The organism is Pseudomonas sp. P4795, from assembly GCF_048822895.1.
Lineage (GTDB): Bacteria > Pseudomonadota > Gammaproteobacteria > Pseudomonadales > Pseudomonadaceae > Aquipseudomonas.
Genome location: NZ_JBMFBT010000002.1, coordinates 763,293 through 781,350, shown reverse-complemented (window position 1 = coordinate 781,350; position 18,058 = coordinate 763,293). Strand labels below are relative to the sequence as shown.

12 protein-coding genes are annotated in these 18,058 nt (G+C 59.7%); 7 read left to right on the top strand and 5 right to left on the bottom strand.

Annotated elements, in window-relative coordinates:
* Positions 1–137: 137 nt before the first annotated feature.
* Both ACOI8A_RS07990 and ACOI8A_RS07985 read right to left on the bottom strand, forming a co-directional pair.
* Positions 138–2,549, bottom strand: coding sequence for a glucose/quinate/shikimate family membrane-bound PQQ-dependent dehydrogenase (locus tag ACOI8A_RS07990; RefSeq protein ID WP_420650594.1), 2,412 nt, complete (start codon positions 2,547–2,549; stop codon positions 138–140).
* A 106-nt stretch (positions 2,550–2,655) separates the two neighbouring features.
* Positions 2,656–4,017, bottom strand: a complete 1,362-nt coding sequence (locus ACOI8A_RS07985) for a carbohydrate porin (RefSeq protein ID WP_420650595.1) — start codon at positions 4,015–4,017, stop codon at positions 2,656–2,658.
* A 300-nt stretch (positions 4,018–4,317) separates the two neighbouring features.
* On the opposite strand from ACOI8A_RS07985, the gene ACOI8A_RS07980 reads away from it, so the two are divergent.
* Together ACOI8A_RS07980 and ACOI8A_RS07975 are read left to right on the top strand one after the other, a co-directional pair.
* Positions 4,318–4,548, top strand: coding sequence for a VF530 family DNA-binding protein (locus ACOI8A_RS07980; protein WP_420650596.1), 231 nt, complete (start codon positions 4,318–4,320; stop codon positions 4,546–4,548).
* Between the two features lies 1 nt (position 4,549).
* Entirely contained in the window at positions 4,550–5,188 is a 639-nt protein-coding gene (locus tag ACOI8A_RS07975) for a Pr6Pr family membrane protein (RefSeq protein ID WP_420650597.1), read from the top strand.
* Positions 5,189–5,330: 142 nt separating this feature from the next.
* Here ACOI8A_RS07975 and ACOI8A_RS07970 read toward each other — a convergent pair whose 3' ends face one another.
* Positions 5,331–6,119 (bottom strand): siderophore-interacting protein, encoded by a 789-nt coding sequence (locus tag ACOI8A_RS07970; protein WP_420650598.1) that lies wholly within the window; start codon positions 6,117–6,119, stop codon positions 5,331–5,333.
* Positions 6,116–6,691, bottom strand: a complete 576-nt coding sequence (locus ACOI8A_RS07965; RefSeq protein ID WP_420650599.1) for a PadR family transcriptional regulator — start codon at positions 6,689–6,691, stop codon at positions 6,116–6,118. The genes ACOI8A_RS07970 and ACOI8A_RS07965 overlap by 4 nt, the downstream gene beginning before the upstream one ends.
* Positions 6,692–7,185: 494 nt before the next feature.
* On the opposite strand from ACOI8A_RS07965, the gene ACOI8A_RS07960 reads away from it, so the two are divergent.
* The 5 genes from ACOI8A_RS07960 to ACOI8A_RS07940 all read left to right on the top strand — a co-directional run bounded on the left by ACOI8A_RS07960 (position 7,186) and on the right by ACOI8A_RS07940 (position 12,853).
* A complete protein-coding gene (locus tag ACOI8A_RS07960; RefSeq protein ID WP_420650600.1) occupies positions 7,186–7,665 on the top strand; it encodes a CS1 type fimbrial major subunit in 480 nt (159 codons plus the stop codon).
* Between the two features lie 114 nt (positions 7,666–7,779).
* The gene (locus ACOI8A_RS07955; RefSeq protein ID WP_420650601.1) at positions 7,780–10,302 is read left to right on the top strand and encodes a CS1-pili formation C-terminal domain-containing protein; all 2,523 of its coding nucleotides are present in this window, start codon (positions 7,780–7,782) and stop codon (positions 10,300–10,302) included.
* A gap of 2 nt (positions 10,303–10,304) precedes the next feature.
* Entirely contained in the window at positions 10,305–11,531 is a 1,227-nt protein-coding gene (locus ACOI8A_RS07950; protein ID WP_420650602.1) for a hypothetical protein, read from the top strand.
* Positions 11,532–11,576: 45 nt separating this feature from the next.
* Complete coding sequence (locus tag ACOI8A_RS07945) at positions 11,577–12,320, top strand: molecular chaperone (RefSeq protein ID WP_420650603.1); 744 nt, start codon at positions 11,577–11,579, stop codon at positions 12,318–12,320.
* 11 nt (positions 12,321–12,331) lie between these two features.
* Complete coding sequence (locus tag ACOI8A_RS07940) at positions 12,332–12,853, top strand: fimbrial assembly protein (RefSeq protein ID WP_420651212.1); 522 nt, start codon at positions 12,332–12,334, stop codon at positions 12,851–12,853.
* A 56-nt stretch (positions 12,854–12,909) separates the two neighbouring features.
* Here ACOI8A_RS07940 and ACOI8A_RS07935 read toward each other — a convergent pair whose 3' ends face one another.
* Complete coding sequence (locus ACOI8A_RS07935; protein ID WP_420650605.1) at positions 12,910–17,874, bottom strand: NEL-type E3 ubiquitin ligase domain-containing protein; 4,965 nt, start codon at positions 17,872–17,874, stop codon at positions 12,910–12,912.
* Between the last annotated feature and the right edge of the window lie 184 nt (positions 17,875–18,058).

The following is an 18,058-nucleotide window of genomic DNA, read 5'->3' as shown; positions in this document are numbered from 1 at the left end:
CCGACGCAAGTTGTCGGAAACATTCCCACCAAACGCCCAAATCTGTAGGCCGTAAACAGCCCGTGTAAAAAACCATCGAGCACAAAAAAAGGCGACACCCTCGCGGGCGTCGCCTTTCCTTTTACCACCGCTAAAGCTTATTCCGGCAGTTTGTACGCAATCACATAGTCACCCATTTTGGTGCCCAGCGAGCCGTGACCGCCGACAACGAGCAGCACGTATTGCTTGCCGTCCTTGCCGGTGTAGGTCATCGGGGTCGCCTGGCCGCCAGCCGGCAGGCGAGCTTTCCACAGCTCTGCGCCGTTGTTGACGTCGTAGGCACGCAGGTATTGGTCAAGCGTGCCGCTGAGGAAGCCGACGCCGCCGGCAGTCACGATCGAGCCGCCCATGCTTGGCACGCCAAGGTTCATGCCGATCGGGATTGGCGAGCTGTCGCGGGTGGTGCCGTTTTTACGTTTCCACACGACTTTCCCGGTGGTCAGGTCGATACCGGCCACGTAGCCCCAGGCCGGGGCCTGGCACGGTACGCCGATTGGCGACATGAACGGGTGCATGATCACCGCGTAAGGCGCCCCGGTGTTGGGTTGCACGCCAGCGGTTTCGCTTTCGCGTTTGCTGCCGGCGGCGACTTTTTCGCGCGGCACCATTTTCGAGACGAAGGCCATGTAGTTCGGGCTGGTGAACAGCATCTGGCGAACCGGATCGACCGACACGCCGCCCCAGTTGAAGACGCCGACGTTACCCGGATAGATCAGGCTGCCCTGTTCCGACGGAGGGGTGTACTGACCTTCGTAGCGCAGCTCCTTGAACTGGATGCGGCACATCATCTGGTCGAACGGGCTCGCGCCCCACATGGCTTTTTCGGTCAGTTCCGGGGCCAGCAGGTTGAGGTCCGAACGGGCCTGGGTCGGTGCGGTGCGGTCGCCTTTCACGGCGCCTTGCGGAACCGGGATTTCCTTGATCGGAATGATCGGCGTGCCGTCACGACGGTCCAGCACATACAGGCTGCCCTGTTTGGTCGGAGCGATCAGCGCAGGTTTGATGCCGTCGGCGGTTTTCATGTCCAGCAGGGTAGGCTGGCTGCCGACGTCCATGTCCCACAGGTCGTGGTGGGTGAACTGGTAGTTCCAGCGCACTTTACCGGTAGCGAGGTCCAGCGCGACCAGGCCGGCGCTGAATTTCTCGGCGCCCGGGGTGCGGTCAGCGCCCCATTGGTCTGGCGTCTGGTTGCCCAGTGGCAGATAAACCATGCCGAGTTTTTCATCGACACTGGCCAGCGACCACATGTTCGCCGAGTTGCGGCTGTAGGTCTGGCCCGGGGCCAACGGTTCGGTGGCGTCCGGGTTGTTGCTGTCCCAGTTCCATACCAGATGACCGTCGCGCACGTCGTAGGCGCGGATCACGCCGGACGGCTCGTTAGTCGATTCGTTATCGGTAACGTGGCCGCCCATGATCACCAGATCACGAGTGATCGCGGCTGGCGAGGTGGAGTAGTAGCCACCCGGGGTGAACGGGCCGATGCCTTGGGTCAGGTCAACCACACCGTTGGTGCCGAAGCCTTCGCAGATTTTGCCGGTGTCGGCGTTCAGGGCGATCAGGCGTGCATCGGCGGTCGGCAGGTACAGACGACGCGGGCAAGCTTGAGCGACGCCTTTGCCAGCCTCGGAGATCACGGCGGACGCTGCGTTTTCAGTTTTCGCGTAAGCGGCTTCGTCGTAGTACGACACGCCACGGCAGGTCATGTGAGCGAAGCCTTTGAAGCCGACCGGGCTCTTGATCTGTGGGTCGAAGCGCCACAGTTCTTTGCCGGTGTCCGGATCCAGCGCCAGCACTTTGCTGTGAGCCGTGCAGGCGTAGAGCATGCCGTTGGCTTTGAGCGGGGTGTTTTCGTTGGTCAGCTCGACCGGATCATCGGCCGTCGGCAGGTCGCCAGTCTGGATGCGCCAGGCTTCTTGCAGCTTGCCGACGTTGGCCGGGGTGATCTGCTTCAGTGGCGAGTAGCGGTCACCGAATTCGGTACGGCCATAGGCCTGCCAGTCGCCGTCGGGCATTTGCGGCGCGGCGCTGGTGGTGTCGGCAGTGTCGCGACCCAGCTCGCCAAAGGTTTCACCCGGATGGGTGAACTGGCTTGCCAGTGCAGTGGCGCCGGCCAGAACCACAGCCACGCTCAAAGCGCCGGTGCCCATTGGCGCAGGGCCATTGATCAGCAGCGGACGGCGGAACCACGGCAGCAGCATCACCACGCCGAGGGCGAACCACAGGGCCAGACGCGGCACCAGTTGCCACCAATCCAGACCCACTTCCCACAAGGCCCACACGGTGCTGGCGAACAGCACCACGGCGTACAGGCCCAGCGCGGCACGACGGCGCATCAGTAACAGAATGCCGGTCAGCGCAATGCCGATACCGGCCAGCAGGTAATACAGCGAGCCGCCGAGCATGCTCAGCTTGATCCCCCCGGCCAGCATGGCCAGGCCCATTAGCAGAAGCAGAATGCCGAGCAGGTTCGGCAGAAGACGGCTTCGACTCGAAGCACCTTCAGTGCTCATAGTGTGGTTCTCCGTGACGTTTCAAGTAGTCCCGCGCTGTAGTCACTGTAGATGACGATCCGGCGCGGGCATGGTTCAGATAAAACTTGTGTAGCTAACGAAATCTTTAGAACGAAGACTGGATCTTGATCCCGCCGATCAGCGCGTCATCGACTTTGTCCACGCCACCCGGATGGCGGATGTATTGCAGGTTCGGGCGCACCGTCAGCCAATTGGTGACGTGCACGCCGTAATAGAGTTCGGCGCTGTATTCGGTGTCTTGCGGCGGCAGGAACGAGGGATCGTCGTAGTCGTAAACAGCGCGGGCCTGATTGGTCGCTTCGGCGTTTTTGCGGAAGGCCGGGTTGACGTGCACGCGGGCCAGGGCGAAGCCGATGTCGTCTTTGGTGCGGGCATCGAACGGGCCTTTGTAGGTGATACCGGCCTGCACGTAGTTGTCGATGGCGTTGGTCTTCTTGTCGTGCATCGTGCCGTTGGCGAACACGCTCAAACCACGCGAGTTATCGCTGGCAACGCTGGTGATCTGCTGCTGCACGCCGAGCCACACGCCGTGCTTGCTCGAAGCGCTGCGGTAGGCTTCGCCGCTCAGGGCCGCCGGCTGACCGTTGCGGTCTTTATAGGCGTCGCTTGCCTTGGCATTGCTGTAGTAGTAGCCGGCGCGGTATTCGCCCGGCAGGCCGTTGAGTTTCGGCGTCCACACCAGCTCGATCGGCAGAATTGCGCCCTGGGTGCCGCTGCCGCTGAGCTTGAAGCCGTTGCCGCGATCGAGGTTCGACGGGTTCTGCTCATACGCGCCGACCTGTGCGTACAGCTCCGGCGTCAGGTGATATTTGACGCGCATTGCCCATTGGCTGACCGGCCAGTTGTACCAGATGCCGCCGACCCAGTTGCCGACCTGCGAGCCGCAGAATGCAAGGTTCTGGAAATCGCACGGGAAGGTATTGAAGTCTTCGCCTTCGCCAAAACGGCCGACTTTGATGTCGAGCTTCTGGTCGAGGAATTTCTGCTGATACCACATCTGCGTCAGGCGCGTGGTCTGGCCACGGCCCCAGACTTCCTGGGCCGAGGTGAAGCCACCGACGCGCGGGTCATTGATGCGGTCGTTGCTGATGTTGTTGCCGCTGCGTTTGGTCACGGTCAGTTGAAACTCTGCATCGCTCCAGCCGAGGAGTTTTTGCAGGTCCAGATGCGTGCCCAGACCCCATTGATCGCTGTAACGCGCCGTGCGGTCGTGGTCATAGCCGCCGTGCAGATTGCTGCCCATTTCGCCGGTGTAATCGAGCTTGAAGTCGATGCCTTTTGCCGAGAGTTCGCTGCGCGTGCCATTCCAGTCACCGAGCATCCACGGTGATTCACTGTCGAAGGCCGGTGCGGCTTGCGCGCAGGTGGCGAGGCCAAGGGCGGTGCAGCCGCCGATCACGCGCAAGGTTGAGATAGCGCTGTCTCGGAAAAGCGGAAAATCGGGCATAAATAGGTCTTTCTTGATCTTTTTTTGGGGATGGGCTGGCCGCTACGATTTGTCGCAGGCAATGAAGCGATTCAGCAGAAGGCCGGCAGGATAATGATCTGTAACAAAAAGACAAAGCGCTTTTGCAGACATGCAGCCTTTCGGATTCTGTAACAGTGCGGCAATACAGCGCATTGCGGGTCCCGCGCAAGGCTGCGATCTTCGTCGGTTGACCTACATTTAACGCTAGGCCTTCCACCTGCCGATGCCCTCGGCTAAGGTGCGCGGCTTCTGCAGTTTCAATTCGCCCAAAGGCCTGGCATGAACGACCACAACCCCGATCCGCTGCACGGCGTAACCCTCGAACAGATCCTCAATGCACTCGTGACTCACTACGAATGGTCGGGGCTGGCCGAGCGTGTCGACATCCGTTGCTTCAAGAGCGATCCGAGCATCAAGTCGAGCCTGACCTTTTTGCGCAAGACCCCGTGGGCGCGGGAGAAGGTCGAGCGTCTGTACGTGAAGCTGATGCGCACCAAGCGCCCGCTCTGAGATGACCGCCGTATTGCGGCGACGTCTGATTACCTCGGCCGCCACGCTTGGTTGGGCGGGGCTGAGCATTCAGCTGTATCTGATTTTCTTCGCTCGATTGAGTGTCGACGCCAGTCTGTTGGGCGGGCTGGTGAGTTTTTTCAGCTACTTCACGGTGTTGACCAACACGCTGGTGGCGGTGGTGCTGACTTGTGCAGTGACGGATCGTGATTCGGCTGCGCGGCGCTGGTTTTTGCAGCCATGGGTGAGTAGCGGGATTGCCGTGAGCATCACCGTGGTCGGCCTTGCGTACAGCCTTTTGCTGCGACATTTGTGGCACCCGGAAGGCTGGCAGTTTATCGCCGACGAATTACTTCACGATGTGATGCCGCTGCTGTTTCTGGTGTATTGGTGGTTTTGCGTACCGAAAGGCACGTTGCGCTTGAAGCACCTGCCGCTGTGGCTGATTTATCCGCTGGTGTACTTCGCGTATGCGCTGCTGCGCGGGCATTTGCTCGGGGCGTATGCGTATCCGTTCATTGATGTGGCGGTGTTGGGTTATCCACAGGTGTTTATCAATGCCGGGGGGATATTGGTGGGGTTTGTGCTGATTGCACTGATCGTCATCGGCCTCGACCGCTGGCGCACCCCCCGAGATTGAATGGATCGGCCCTTGTGGCGAGGGGATTTATCCCCGTTGGGTGGCGAAGCCGCCCCAACACCTGGGCACTCGGTATGTCAGATAGATCGCAGGGGGCCGCTTCGCAGCCCAACGGGGATAAATCCCCTCGCCACAGGGGGAATTACTCTTCTTCGGAACTGCCTTCAGCGCGCCAGTAGCCTGCGGCTTTGACCAATTGCTCATCCAGCCCATGCTCATCCAGCAGCACCCGGCGGATCTGCCGCGAGACCTTGCTCTCGGTCGCCACCCACGCATACAGATTGCCCTTGGGCACTTGCAACTGCTTCACAGTGGCCAGCAGATTGTCCTTGCCGCCATCGCGCAGCACCCAGATCACATTGACCTGCGCCGCACTCTCCAGCACTTGCTGCTCACCGCCGTTCGCCACTTCGATTACCACCAGCGCCTTGCGATTGGACGCCAGACCTTCGAGACGGCGCGCGATGGCGGGCAGGGCGGTTTCGTCGCCGATCAGCAGATAGCTGTCGAAGATATCCGGCACGATCATCGAGCCGCGCGGCCCGCCGATGTGCAGAAATTGTCCGGGTCTGGCTTGCTCGGCCCAGGTCGAAGCAGGGCCATCGCCGTGCAGAACGAAATCGATATCCAGCTCAAGTGTGTCGAGGTCATAGCGGCGCGGGGTGTAGTCGCGCATCTCGGGCATTGGCGCGTCAGTCTTGCCAGCGCCGAGCACCAGATTCTCCAGCGCAGCGGATTGCTCGGCGTTCTGCGGAAACAGCAGTTTGACGTGATCGTCAGTGCCGAGGCTGATGAATCCGGCCAACTCAGGCCCGCCCAAAGTGATGCGGCGCATGCGCGGCGTCAGATCAACCACGCGCAACACTTCGAGCCGGCGGCGTTTGATTTCGTGCATCACACGGTGAATGGTTTGGGTATCGACTGCGGTCATTCGGCTTGCTCCGGGGCAGGTTGTACGGCGGGGCCGTCGACGATGGCTTTGGCGGTGTCGTTGAGCAGATCACGCACACGCAGGATTTCTTCGGCGCTCCAGCGTCCGTGGTGCATTTGCAGGGCGTGGCGCAAGTTGTGCACCGCTTCGTGGATTTCCGGCGGCCGGTCGTGGCCGCGCAATGAGCGCTTGCTCACATCGATGCGCATGCGTACGCCGTCGAGGGCCACGGCTTGTTCGCTGAGGGACTGGCGACCGGCGTCAGTCACGGCATAGCGTTTTTTGCCGCCCTCGGCGTCGCCCGAGATCATTTCGCTTTCTTCCAGAAAGGTCAGGGTCGGGTAAATCACGCCGGGGCTGGGGCTGTAGGCGCCGTCGAACATGCCTTCGATCTGGCGGATCAGGTCGTAGCCGTGGCACGGCTGTTCGGCGATCAGCGCCAGCAGCAGCAATTTCAGATCACCGGGGGCGAATACCCGTGGACCGCGACCGCCGCGCTCGCGGCCCGGGCGCTTTTCAAAGCCATCACGGCCATCGCCGTGTTCTCTGTGGGGGGAATGATGGTCTCTCATTTTCTGTCTTCTCTCGTCGTGTTTAGATACAACTTAAGATATATCTTTTGCGTTGTGCAAGGCGTTTTTGCCGGACAGCCGACGAGCGGCCGCCGAGCTCCGGCCCACGGCAATCCTCGCGGCATAAGTTTTATTTGATGGATTTAAAATAACCGGAAAGTTAAAGCTATGACTCTATTAATATTGAGTTTATATTCTAAAAAGTAATGAAAGTGCCGGTTGGCAAAGTTCGGATTGGTGTAATGTTTTTTAGCGAAAACTGTGCGTAGTCCAAGTATTACAGTCGTATTTTGATATTCTCGGTTTTCAGTGTTTTTTCTTTCCAGTCGCGAGGCTGTTGAACTACAACTTCGTGGGAAGTTGCCTGCTTACATTCCGAAGAGAACAGTCGATCATGCCCCGGCGTTGAACTTGCGAGTATCTCGGCCGGTATCGGCAAGCGTTACTTGAACTTCAATGTTTCGATCCCAAAAAAAGCACACAGGTACTGACCGATGTTCAAGAAAACTGCAATCCCTGCGTCCCTGGCTGTTCTGGCTCTGAGTTCGTCCATGGTCTTCGCTGCCGGTGAAGCCCGTCACTCCATCAGCCTCGTCGCGCACGTACCTACCGACGGTTTCTACGTAGTGCCGACCGACCCGGATCTGGTCAACAAGGACCAGGACATGAGCTTTCAGCCGACCACTGGCAAGCTGCGCGAAGTCAACGGCTTCTTCGATGTGCGCAATAACAATGGTTCGGTTCACGCCAGCCTGGAAAGCCTGCCGAAACTGATCGCGGGTTCTGAATCCATCGACCTGCAAGTTTCGTTCAACAACAAGGTACTGGACCTGACACCGAAACTGGTGGTGGATGAGGCCGACTCCGATGTGAACTACCGCGCACCTTTAAACATCAAGGCGCTGGGCAGTTCTTTTAAACCGGGCGATTACACCGGTTCGGTGGCAATGATCTTTGATGCCGTGACGCCTTGATCGATTGAGCAGGCGTTAAACGTCAACTTAAACAAGTGGCGTTCCCCGGCGGAACATATCTTCCCCGTCTGTTCCGCCGGATTTCAACGTGTTTGTAAATCAGAGTAAGAGTTCATGTTCCCGATGACATCCATCGCGGCTGCGCTTGCGCTGTTGTTTTGTGCCAGCGCAGCGGCAGCTTCCGAACCCGCCGGCACCACACCGCGCAGTCTGTTGGCGCAGGCCAAAGGTTTGCCGGCGGATTTCGAGGAGCACTTCTTCGACGTGCCGCTGGCCGTGCGGGTCGAACTCGACCAGCAAATGCTGGGTGAAGCCATGGTGGTGTTGTCGCGTGACGACCGCGTCACCCTGCTCGAATTTACCGATACCAGTGAAAACCGCTTCACCCCCGCCGAGCGTGAAAAATGGGCGGCCTATCTCAAGCCCGGCGTGCCGCTCGGAGCGTGCAGCGGTGCATGCCCGGATCAGGTATTGGCGGTGCATTACAACCTGCAAAACTCACTGCTTTCGATTCTGACCGAGAACGCCGAACGCGACCTCGAAATCAAGCGTTACCACGACCAGCCGATTGGCGGCAGCAGCGGCCTGATGGTGCGCAATCAACTCAATCTGAATGGCGGTCAGGATCAGGATCTGGGCGGGCGCTTCGGTCTGGAAGCCAGCGGCAGCCTCGGCAACTGGAGCCAGACCTTCAACATGCAGATGGCCCGTCTCGGCGGCCCGGACGACAAGCTCTACCACGCCATCCATGAGCTTTATACCCAGCGCGAACTGCAAGGCAATTTCTTGCGTCTGGGCTATTTCACGCCCAATTCCGAAGGGCTGACGCGCCAGCCGCGCACGTTCGGCACCAGCCCCGACACCGCCGTCGGCGTGATGTACGGCAGCTCCGACAGTCTGGCGATCAACAACGCGATGCCCAGCGTTTATCCAATCTATGTCACGTCCAACCGCCAGGGCTCGGTGGAGATCTGGCGCGATGGGCTGTTGATCAATACCCAGTCAGTACCCGCCGGTTTGCAGACCCTCGACACCCGCCCGTTGCCCGGCGGCATCTATGAAGTCGAAGTGCGTTTGATCGAGGATGGGCAGATCACCTCGTCGACCCAGGAGCTGGTGTACAAGCCCAACAACTGGCGCAACCTCGACGAACGCTGGCGCTACAACCTGTTCGCCGGCGAAGAACAGAAACTGCTGAGCAACTGGGATCAACAGGCCAGCGGCAGCGCCACCGCTGGTGCGTCACTGAATTACCTGATGCACCCGCGAGTCATCCTCGGATTATCGGCGCGGCAGATTCGCGAAAAACTGCAATACGGCACGTCCATCGACTGGACGCTGGCCAACCAAATCAGCCTGTATGCCAACGTCTATAAAACCGAGGACCACGGCACCGGCCTGGATTTGCAGAGCCTGTACAACTACGGTTCCGGCAGTCTGGTGATCAGCCACAACCGCAGCTGGCTCGACACCACCGACCAATATGAAACCCTGCCCGACGGCACACGGATCCGTCAGCGCAATGTGTTCATCGGCGAAACCAGCAATTCATCGCTGGCGCTCAATCACCGGATCAACAGCAAGAATTCGCTCAACGCTCGCGTCTCGCACAGCGAGGGCAATGTTGAAGGTATGGGCGTCGATCTGGGCTGGACCCAACGCACGCAATTATTCGGCAGCGACGCCAACTGGCGTCTGTCGCTGTTCGACCGGCCGGGCAGTTACAGCAGTGGCGATGCACGCAATCGCGGGGTCGATCTGAGCATCAACCTCGCGTTGGGCGCACCCGGTCAGCAACTCACCGGCAGCATCGGCTCGCGTACCGACCGCGATGGCGGGCGTGACAACAATGCTTCGCTCGGCTGGCGCAAGGATTTCAAGGATCACGTCCTGCAAAACGTCTCGGTGACGGCGCTCACCGACACTTATGGCCTGGGCATGTCCAGCCTGGCGAACTTTCGCACCGACGCGATCAATGGCGACGGCTTCGTCCAGCGTTCGTCCTATAACGGCAATCTCACCGGCGGCCTCAACCTCGACAGCACGCTGGTGGTTGGCGGCCAGCAGATGCTCATGACCAGCCAGTACGAGATGCGCGGCGCCGGGATGATCGTCGATGTCGAGTCGGATATCGACGGCATCGCCCTGCGCGCCGACGACTTCAGTGGTGGCACCGCCGCGTTGAAACCGGGGCGCAATTTCATCCCGATCACCGCGTATCAGAACAGCTCGGTGAGCTTCGATTTCGAGGGCAATCATGTGCCGGCAGCCACCATCGAACCGGCGCGCACGCGCTATCACCTGAACAAGGGCGGCGTCGATTATCGCAAGATCCGCGTGATGAAAACCCTGACCGTGCTTGGTCGGCTGGTCAACGAGCAGGGCCAGCCGCTCAAAGGCCACCACGTAATCAATCACGCCAGTCGCGGGGTGACCGAGGTCGACGGCTTCTTCTCGATGGAAATGAACGCCGGCTCGCCGACCCTTGAGGTGCGCCAGGATAACCGTTTGCTGTGCCAGTTCCGCCTCGACGCGAATCAGCACCGCAGCGAAAACAACGTGTTGATGATCGGGGATCTGCGCTGCACGCCGGACACCCTGGCGGATGCGACCTTTACCGATCTGAAGGCGGGTTGAGCATGAAGAAGTTGAGCTTTTGTCTGGGCTTGTTTGCGCTACTGAGCATGCCGGCGGCGCAGGCTTTCAATCAGGAGATCCGCGCTCTGTTTCAGCCGGATCCCTCGCAACCGAACAAGAACGTATTCGTCAACCAGACGCCCAATAGCGGCTATTGCACGATCAATCCGGCTGAGTGCACCAGCCTCGGGATGTTCAGCATTCAATTACCGATCCGCTTTCACTCCAGCCGCGAGATCGTCCCGGGTACGTCTGATGACACTGTGGCGTTGAAGGTGCCGGCGAATTGGCGGCGATTGACCGTGATCAATCAAGACACCCGTGAAGAAGAGACCGTAGAGGTACGCATTACGGGTATCGGTTCCAAATATGATCTCGGCCAGTCGGCCGCCAGTCTCGTGGGAGGGGCGTCGGTACCTGTTGAAGCGCATCGAAAACTCTGGACCAGCAACACTTGGGTGTATGCGCCCGAGCCCTGCCGGTACAGCGGTGTCGCGTATGTCGAGCCGAATACCTATCGGTTTTTCTGGAAGGCGCCCATCGAAACCTGGTGTTCCAAAGTGACGGCCTACCGGATCCCGAGGATGTCGTTCGACACCATCGACTTCGCCTATGAGTTACGCACCCCGAATCCGCTGAGCATGTCCTCCGGGCTGTACACCGGCTCGATCTCTTACACCATCGGCCCCAATGGCGATTTTCAGATGGGCTCGATGATGGTGCCGGATGACGGCAACCTGACCCTGGACTTTGTGCTCGACGTGCAGCACACCCTGAAAGTCGACCTGCCAGCCGGTGGCGACAAAGTCGCGATGGAACCCGTGGGCGGCTGGCAACGCTGGATCGACGGTGGGCGCATGCCTACCGAGATCTACCGCGACCAGTTGTTCTACCTGTCGGCGTCTTCGCGCTTCAAGGTGATGATGAGTTGCAGCTCGCAGGGCGGCTCTGAATGCGATATCGGCAACAACCAGGTGGGTTATTCCAAGTTCGAAGTCAGGCTGACCCTGCCCAAAGGCATCGTCGGCCCCGGTAACGGCGACGGCTGGACCGGCACGCTGACGCACAACACCTGGCTTGGGCCTTTCGAACCCTCACGTTACGTCGACCGCAAACCCGGCAACTTGCGTTTTCAGATGCCCTCGCGGTGGATTGAGTCGCTGCTCAAACCCGGCATGAACGGCACGCTGTGGGGCAACGTCACGATCATTTTCGATTCGGAAGTCTGAATCTCCGGGCTGGATCATTGTTTCTTTTTCACGAGGTTGAAGACCATGACACGTGCGTGTTTGCTGGTGCTGTCCGGAGTGTTTTGCATGGCGGCCAATGCCGGGCCGCAGATCAATGTCGGCACGGTGTACGACTATCTCGACGGTGACAAGAGCACCTATCTCAAACGCGTCTTCAACAGCGGCGACAGCACCGCGTTCGTCAAGATCAACGTGCTGGAGATCGTCTACGACGCCGACGGCAAAGCCCAGGAAATCCCGGTGCAAAACGCTGCCGACGGTGCTTCGCGCAATGGCGTCATGGCCAGTCCGGCACGGCTGATCGTGCCGGCGCAGGGCATGCAGGGCACGCGCTTGCTGTACATGGGCGAGCGTGACCGCGAACGCTATTTTCGGGTGCGCTTCGTGCCGGTAGTGCCGGAGAAGGAAGACGAATTCGTGGTCTCTCAGGAGGACCGTGAGGAGTACAAGAAATCGCTGTCGGCCGGGGTCAACGTGATGACCGGCTTCGGCACCATATTTTTTGTACGGCCCAGGGATGCGCGTTTCGACACGGCCATCAGCGACACGCAAGAGCGCTACGAAATCCGCAACAACGGCAACACGGTGCTGGTGATCGACGAGTTCAAGAGCTGTTCATTGACCAAAGAAACCGACTGTGGCGCAACCACCAAGCACCACGTCATGGCCGGTAAAACCTTCGCCTTCGATAAAGAGGCGGGCCGTGAGTATCGCTTCAAGCTGATTGAAGGCGACAGTAAAAAAGACCTCAAGGTGGCGCGCCGCTAAGGCCGCTGCCCATGACGCGCCAGGTATCGATGATGAACAAGCAATGCGCAGTCGCCGCACTGATGGCTTTCACCGCTCTGACCGGGGAGCCGAGTTGGGCAGCCCGCGAGGAACTCGATTTCGAGGTCACGCTGACCATTCCCAGCCGGCCGTTTTACGTGATTCCGGCAGAGGCCGACTGGATCCATCGCCCACAGCGCCTCGACTGGGATTACCCGTCGGGAACCATGGGCGGGCTGCGCAAATACTTCGACGTACGCCACGACTCCAGTGCGATCGAAGCGCGTCTGGATCACACCGCAATGTTGTCCAACGGCAAGCCGGGCGAGGAGATCTTGCTGCACGTCAAATTCAACGGTGTGGTGTTGGGGCAGGACACTGTTCCGCGCGAAGTGGTGTCGCGGGAAGACGCCGCCGCAGGCACCCGGGTGTTGTTGGAGATCAACCCGATCAAACCGCTGGGCGGCTACAAGGCCGGGGATTACGACGGCAACGTATTGCTGTTGTTCAACGCCAAGGCGCCGGGCCAGTGATTCAAAATCCGCCCTGAAAGTATCTTCAGGGCGGGGGGCACGGCTTGAACGAGACGTCAGATGCCGGCGCGAGCCAGCTGTCTGCGCAGCTCTTTCTCCCTGTAACCCAGTTCACGCAGCAAGCGCTCGTAGGTTTGTACACTCATCTCCTCACCGGTGAAAACCTCTGTCTCGGCAATAGGATAGCGTTGCGCCAACTCACTCAGCCTCTGCTTGCGCAGGTAGCGTTGAGTGGGCGGCAGCGCAGCCGATTGTGCCCATTTGGCCTGCGCCGATTTGAGCTCCTCGAGCAGATCGAGCTTGTCCATGTACAGGCGTTTGTTGGCTTCCATCTCGCCTGGCCAGTTGTTGCACAGGTACTGTTCCCAGAACGGCTGTTCGATCATTTGATTGACCAGACCGTCGCCGGCCTCAGCCTCGAGCACGGTCTGGATGGCGTTGTCGATCGTCTGGTCGCTGACGCCGGCGGTGGGGCGAAACTTCATGTCTTCCGACTGCCACGGCAATTCCAGAGGCTTTGCCAGGCCTGTTTCGTAGGCCAGATGCACCTCGACTTCATCCGGATCACCGCTGCGCGCCTTGATATCCGAGCGCGCGATTTCGCTGACCTGGCCGAGGCGGGCAGAACCCTTGGCGAGGGTCACCAGCTTGCGCTCCAGCTCCGCGCGATCGGTCGAGTACAGGCGCGCCTCGGAGGCCAGCACCCTGACGCCCATGTTGTTGAACAGCTGCGCGCCGGCGTCTTCGCAGCCTTCAGGGTTGGTCGACATCAGCAACAGTTCTTCGCGCAGAGATGTATCGATGTCCATGGCGCCGATCATGCGCCAGACCCGGTCCGTCAGTTGATCATTGGCTTTGCCTCCTTCTTCGTAGTCGACGGAACGGGTCAGCCCCTCCAGCACCTGGAAGAAACCTTCCGAGCCTGGCTCCTGCGCCAAATCGTGCCATGCCTCTGGCCGATAAGCGCCGATCCCGACGGTTTCGTGGCTGAGCGTGGTGTCGACGAACAGTGGCCAGCGCTCGAGTAAATTACCGGCGGCTGGCGAGTAGGACAGGCGCGGGGGCATGCCCACCGAAACGCGGTATTGCTCGTAAGTAGTGCGAACGCTGTCCGTGAGCATTTCTGCATGTACGCGGGTGCGGGCAATCAGCCACGCGTCGTCGGAACCCAAAGGCACGTCGGGGATGTGCCTGATCGGGTTCGACCCGAGGTCAAGAAAGAACCCTCGGGGACGGGCCTTGTTGAACAGTCCCGCAGGCCAGCTATCAATGCCGGTGTCGATCAGACTCAGCACTTTGAGCCGCGGCATGCGCTCGATGTTCGGCGCAACACCCAGGGGGTTATTGTCCAGTCGCAGGGTTTCCATGTGCGTCATGTCGCGTAGTTGCTCGATGGCCGTCGGCGTCAGTCGAATCTGGTTTTCGTTGAGCCGCAGGGTTTCCAGCAGGCGCATTTTGCCGACGTTTTCCGGCAGTTCGGTCAGCCCGCAGCCGCGGGCACTGAACTGACGCAGATGCGCAAAGTCGCTGAGCAGACCGTCTGCTGCCGGGAAGAACCAGGCTCGGTCGAGGTTCAAGGTCGTGACTTGATCAATCCACGGTTTGAGTCCGTCTGGTATCTGCCGCCACCAGTGTTCAAGATCGGGGCGCAGGAGCTCGGTGGAAAGATCGAGGGTATAGCCTTGTTGTGCACTGATGCTGCGTTCGCCGAACACTTCACTGGTTCTTTCGAAACACGCCAGCAACCGGTCGGCAACGAAGCGCCCACCGTTATGTTGATAGTCCCACCAGGCGCGGGCGCGGTGCGGATCGGGATACTCGGCATCCCAGCCGCTCAGATAGCTCTGGCGCCAGTCTGCGAGTTTTTGCTTGAGCGTCATCAGCTCTTGCTCAAGGCGCTGGATTTGTACATGGGCATCGCCGTTGCCTGCCAATGACCGACCGAATGCCGAGACCTCGGCCTTGTTCAAATGCGGATAAAGATTCCTGACTTTGTCTTCGACGGTGAGGGCGTTCCGGGAAAACGCCGGGCCGCGCATCAGCAACTCGGTTTGCCGCGGTACCACCGGACGAATGGGCGGGCGGGCGAGCAATGTCCTGCGCTCGGCCGGTGTCCCGGTCTTGACGATCACCCATTGCCTGAAGAACTGCCCCTGACCGGGGCGGTAGCCCAGTGCGACGCGCTTGCCTTGCGGCAACGCGAGCAAAACTGCTTCATACAAATCACCGGCCGCATGCAGTTGATTGTCTTGACGGTCATGCACCGCATAGCGGCCGCGCTCGTCTCTGACCAGCACCCGGATCGTCGCGGCGTCTTCACTGCCCGCGCTGCAACGCAATGTTCCGTCATAAAACAGGTCGCGCACTTCAATGCGCAAATCGGCGAAAGCGTCGGCGTGCAAGCGTAGTGCGTTGAGGATCATTCGTTCGGAGTCAGGCACCCGCAACGCCGGCTCATACAATCCTTCACTGGCACGCGCGGTGCTGACTTCAAACGCGCTTTCGCGCGCCTGATCTCTTATGCGCAGCGGTATGCGCTGTTGCTCGAGGATGATTTTCTGTTCGGCGGGCGATGCGGTAGTCAGCAAGGTTTCGGCGACTGGCGCGGGCAACTGCGGGAACTGCTGTTGCAGCAATTGCACGCGCGCGTCAGCGGTGTGATCCCTGAGTCGGTTCTGGTAGGCGAAGATCTCCGGCGTGCGCGTTTCGACGGCGAGCGCCAGTTGGTTGCGCAAGGCCTGGGCGCGCTGCTCTGGCGGATACTCGCTGCCGAGCAACCCGTGCATCTCGCCATCGTCGAGAAACTCGACCATTCGCTGCGGCAGTTTGCCGGCCAGAATGTCTGCCAGACTGATGCTCAGCGTCTGCGCATCGCTGGCTTGCGGATTACCGTATTTGCGAAAGACCCCGCTCAATCGGGCATCCTCGAACACCTTGAGCGCCTTGTCGGCGGGCCAGCCGGGCATGTCCGGCACCATGCGTTCGAACCAGTACGCTGTCGGCTCCAGCGGCTGGCCGTTACGAATCAGTTGGCTGAGGTTGCGCGTCTCATCCCAGGTCTTGAAGCGCGCCAGAGTGTCGGCCAGCAAGGGCGGCGGCGCAGCGTTTTCGAGGTACATCCTGCGCAGACAATCGTGAGGTGTCCCGCTGATGCTTCGCAGATCCTCCAATTGGTTGTCGGTATAAGCATCCACCGTGTGACCGAGGCGGCGCATCAGCACCGGGCCGTCCCAATCCTGTGGTTTCTCCCCCTCATGTACCCACGCGCCACGCTCGTTGTGGCGCAGTTGCGGTGTATACGCCTGCGGGCGGGAAGGGTGCTGAATACGATGGCGGCCGCTGTCGCGGTCGTATTTCACCTCGTAATGCTTGCCCTCCAGTGGCAGCACGGTTTTGCCAGCGTACTGATGCAGACCCTTGGCGTCGGGCTTTGATGTGTCAGGTAGCGCCAGATCCGCTTGTGCATAAGGCGTGATATCCGGGTGCCACAACCGGGTTTTGTTATCGAGCGACGGCACCGGTTGCAGGCCTTCGACAAACGCCGAGATTTTCAGGCGAAACGCGTTGCCGATCGCGGCGCCGGCACCGAATGCCGCCAGCTGAATCACGTCAGTCACCACCCCGACCACGTGCTCCGCCAGTTCCGTCCAACGCTCTTGCGCGAGATCAACTGCGCCCTCGACCACCTCTTCGGTCAGCTGAAACGCGGTGTAGACCAGCATCAACTCACCCAGCCCCGGCACGAACGGGGTCAGTACCAGCAGCGCCGCATTGAAAATATCCTCGGCGATCTTCAGGAAATTTTCCCACCACGCCCAACGCGCTTTGCTGTCGGCATCCGCCGTCGACACGGCGATGCCGCGGGCGTCATTGAGAATCTTGTTGAGCCGCTGCTGGTACAGATACGTCCACAGCGGCGTAGTGATCGCCGGGGCGCTGAATTGCAGTTGCGGTTTCTCCACCGGCGTTTCGCGCCATGACGGGCGCGAGTCCGCCGGCTCCTTTGGATACCATTTGACGTAGGTCAGGCGCTGTTCAAGCCCGGCAAAAAAGTGTCCGCGCTGTTCATGGTCGACGAATTGGCTGAAGAACTGCCGGTAGTTGATGCCGGTCGATGGCAGGGTTTTGTTGGCGCGCAATTGGCGACTCAACTCCTTCATGAAATCCAGGGTGGACGGGTATTCCTTGAGCGGATGTTCGGGGTCGTGCGGCACATAGGCGATCATGTTCGCCGAGCGTTGTGGCTGCGCCGGATCCGGGCGAATGATCAGGATGCCGGTGAAGGTCAGGTCCATCATGCCCAGGTCGCAGACCAGCATTGGCTGGCCATCCAGCATCAGGTTCTGCCGCCCCAGAAGCAGCTCGCGAATCAGCGCGTAGGCACTGTGGCCGATGTCTTTTTTGATCTGCGCCATGTGTGCAGCCGCTTTCAGCGCGGCCTGCTGGCTCTGCTGCACGCGAGTGCGCAAATAGTTTTCTGCCACCGGCTCGCGATCGAGCAACAGCGTCTCGAGATGGGCCTTGTACTGTGCGCCAATGTCGAGTTCCCGGCACAAGGTCTGGAACTGGCTTACGCTGATCTTTTTATTGATCGGCGAAACATCGAACAAGTCTCGGGCGGGATCGGTTTTGCTGATGAAAGTTGAATAAGCTTGATAAGTTTCGTCGCTAGCGAAGTTGTGCAGCGCAGCATCGATCAGCGACACGGTTCTGGCTTTGGAACCCTTGTTTATATCGATGGCGTACCACGGGGTTTTCGCGGAAGAGTACAGCCGTGCATAAGTGTTCTTTACGTCAACGTCGATATTGAACCGTTCAAGCAGTCTGGCTTTCAACAATGGCTCGGCGAAGGCGTACACGTCCTTGAGACGCCCGAGCAAACGGTCGATCCTGTTCTGCGCGGCCCAGGCTTTACGATTGTCGGCGGACAGCCGTTGCAGCTCACGGGGCGGCGCCTGCGTCATCCATATTTGCCGGTCAGGACGCATGTTTTTCAACGCGTGCACACGATGCAACTGCATGTCGCTGAACACTGGATCAATATGCGATTTAATTAAGTCGTAATGTTGCCCTTTATATATAGATGTTGCGCTCATTGTTGTGGCCTTGAATAAGTCAGGAATTATCAGCCTAACGTTCAATGCGCAGAATGATTAGTTTAAAAGCCTGCTGTTCAAGCGCCGGGTTAACGGAGGATTCATTGAA

Excerpts from the sequence above, each read along its gene's own strand:
- ACOI8A_RS07990 (WP_420650594.1), bottom strand. The coding sequence starts at position 2,549 with ATGAGCACTGAAGGTGCTTCGAGTCGAAGCCGTCTTCTGCCGAACCTG.
- ACOI8A_RS07985 (WP_420650595.1), bottom strand. The coding sequence starts at position 4,017 with ATGCCCGATTTTCCGCTTTTCCGAGACAGCGCTATCTCAACCTTGCGC.
- ACOI8A_RS07980 (WP_420650596.1), top strand. The coding sequence starts at position 4,318 with ATGAACGACCACAACCCCGATCCGCTGCACGGCGTAACCCTCGAACAG.
- ACOI8A_RS07975 (WP_420650597.1), top strand. The coding sequence starts at position 4,550 with ATGACCGCCGTATTGCGGCGACGTCTGATTACCTCGGCCGCCACGCTT.
- ACOI8A_RS07970 (WP_420650598.1), bottom strand. The coding sequence starts at position 6,119 with ATGACCGCAGTCGATACCCAAACCATTCACCGTGTGATGCACGAAATC.
- ACOI8A_RS07965 (WP_420650599.1), bottom strand. The coding sequence starts at position 6,691 with ATGAGAGACCATCATTCCCCCCACAGAGAACACGGCGATGGCCGTGAT.
- ACOI8A_RS07960 (WP_420650600.1), top strand. The coding sequence starts at position 7,186 with ATGTTCAAGAAAACTGCAATCCCTGCGTCCCTGGCTGTTCTGGCTCTG.
- ACOI8A_RS07955 (WP_420650601.1), top strand. The coding sequence starts at position 7,780 with ATGTTCCCGATGACATCCATCGCGGCTGCGCTTGCGCTGTTGTTTTGT.
- ACOI8A_RS07950 (WP_420650602.1), top strand. The coding sequence starts at position 10,305 with ATGAAGAAGTTGAGCTTTTGTCTGGGCTTGTTTGCGCTACTGAGCATG.
- ACOI8A_RS07945 (WP_420650603.1), top strand. The coding sequence starts at position 11,577 with ATGACACGTGCGTGTTTGCTGGTGCTGTCCGGAGTGTTTTGCATGGCG.
- ACOI8A_RS07940 (WP_420651212.1), top strand. The coding sequence starts at position 12,332 with ATGACGCGCCAGGTATCGATGATGAACAAGCAATGCGCAGTCGCCGCA.
- ACOI8A_RS07935 (WP_420650605.1), bottom strand. The coding sequence starts at position 17,874 with ATGCAGTTGCATCGTGTGCACGCGTTGAAAAACATGCGTCCTGACCGG.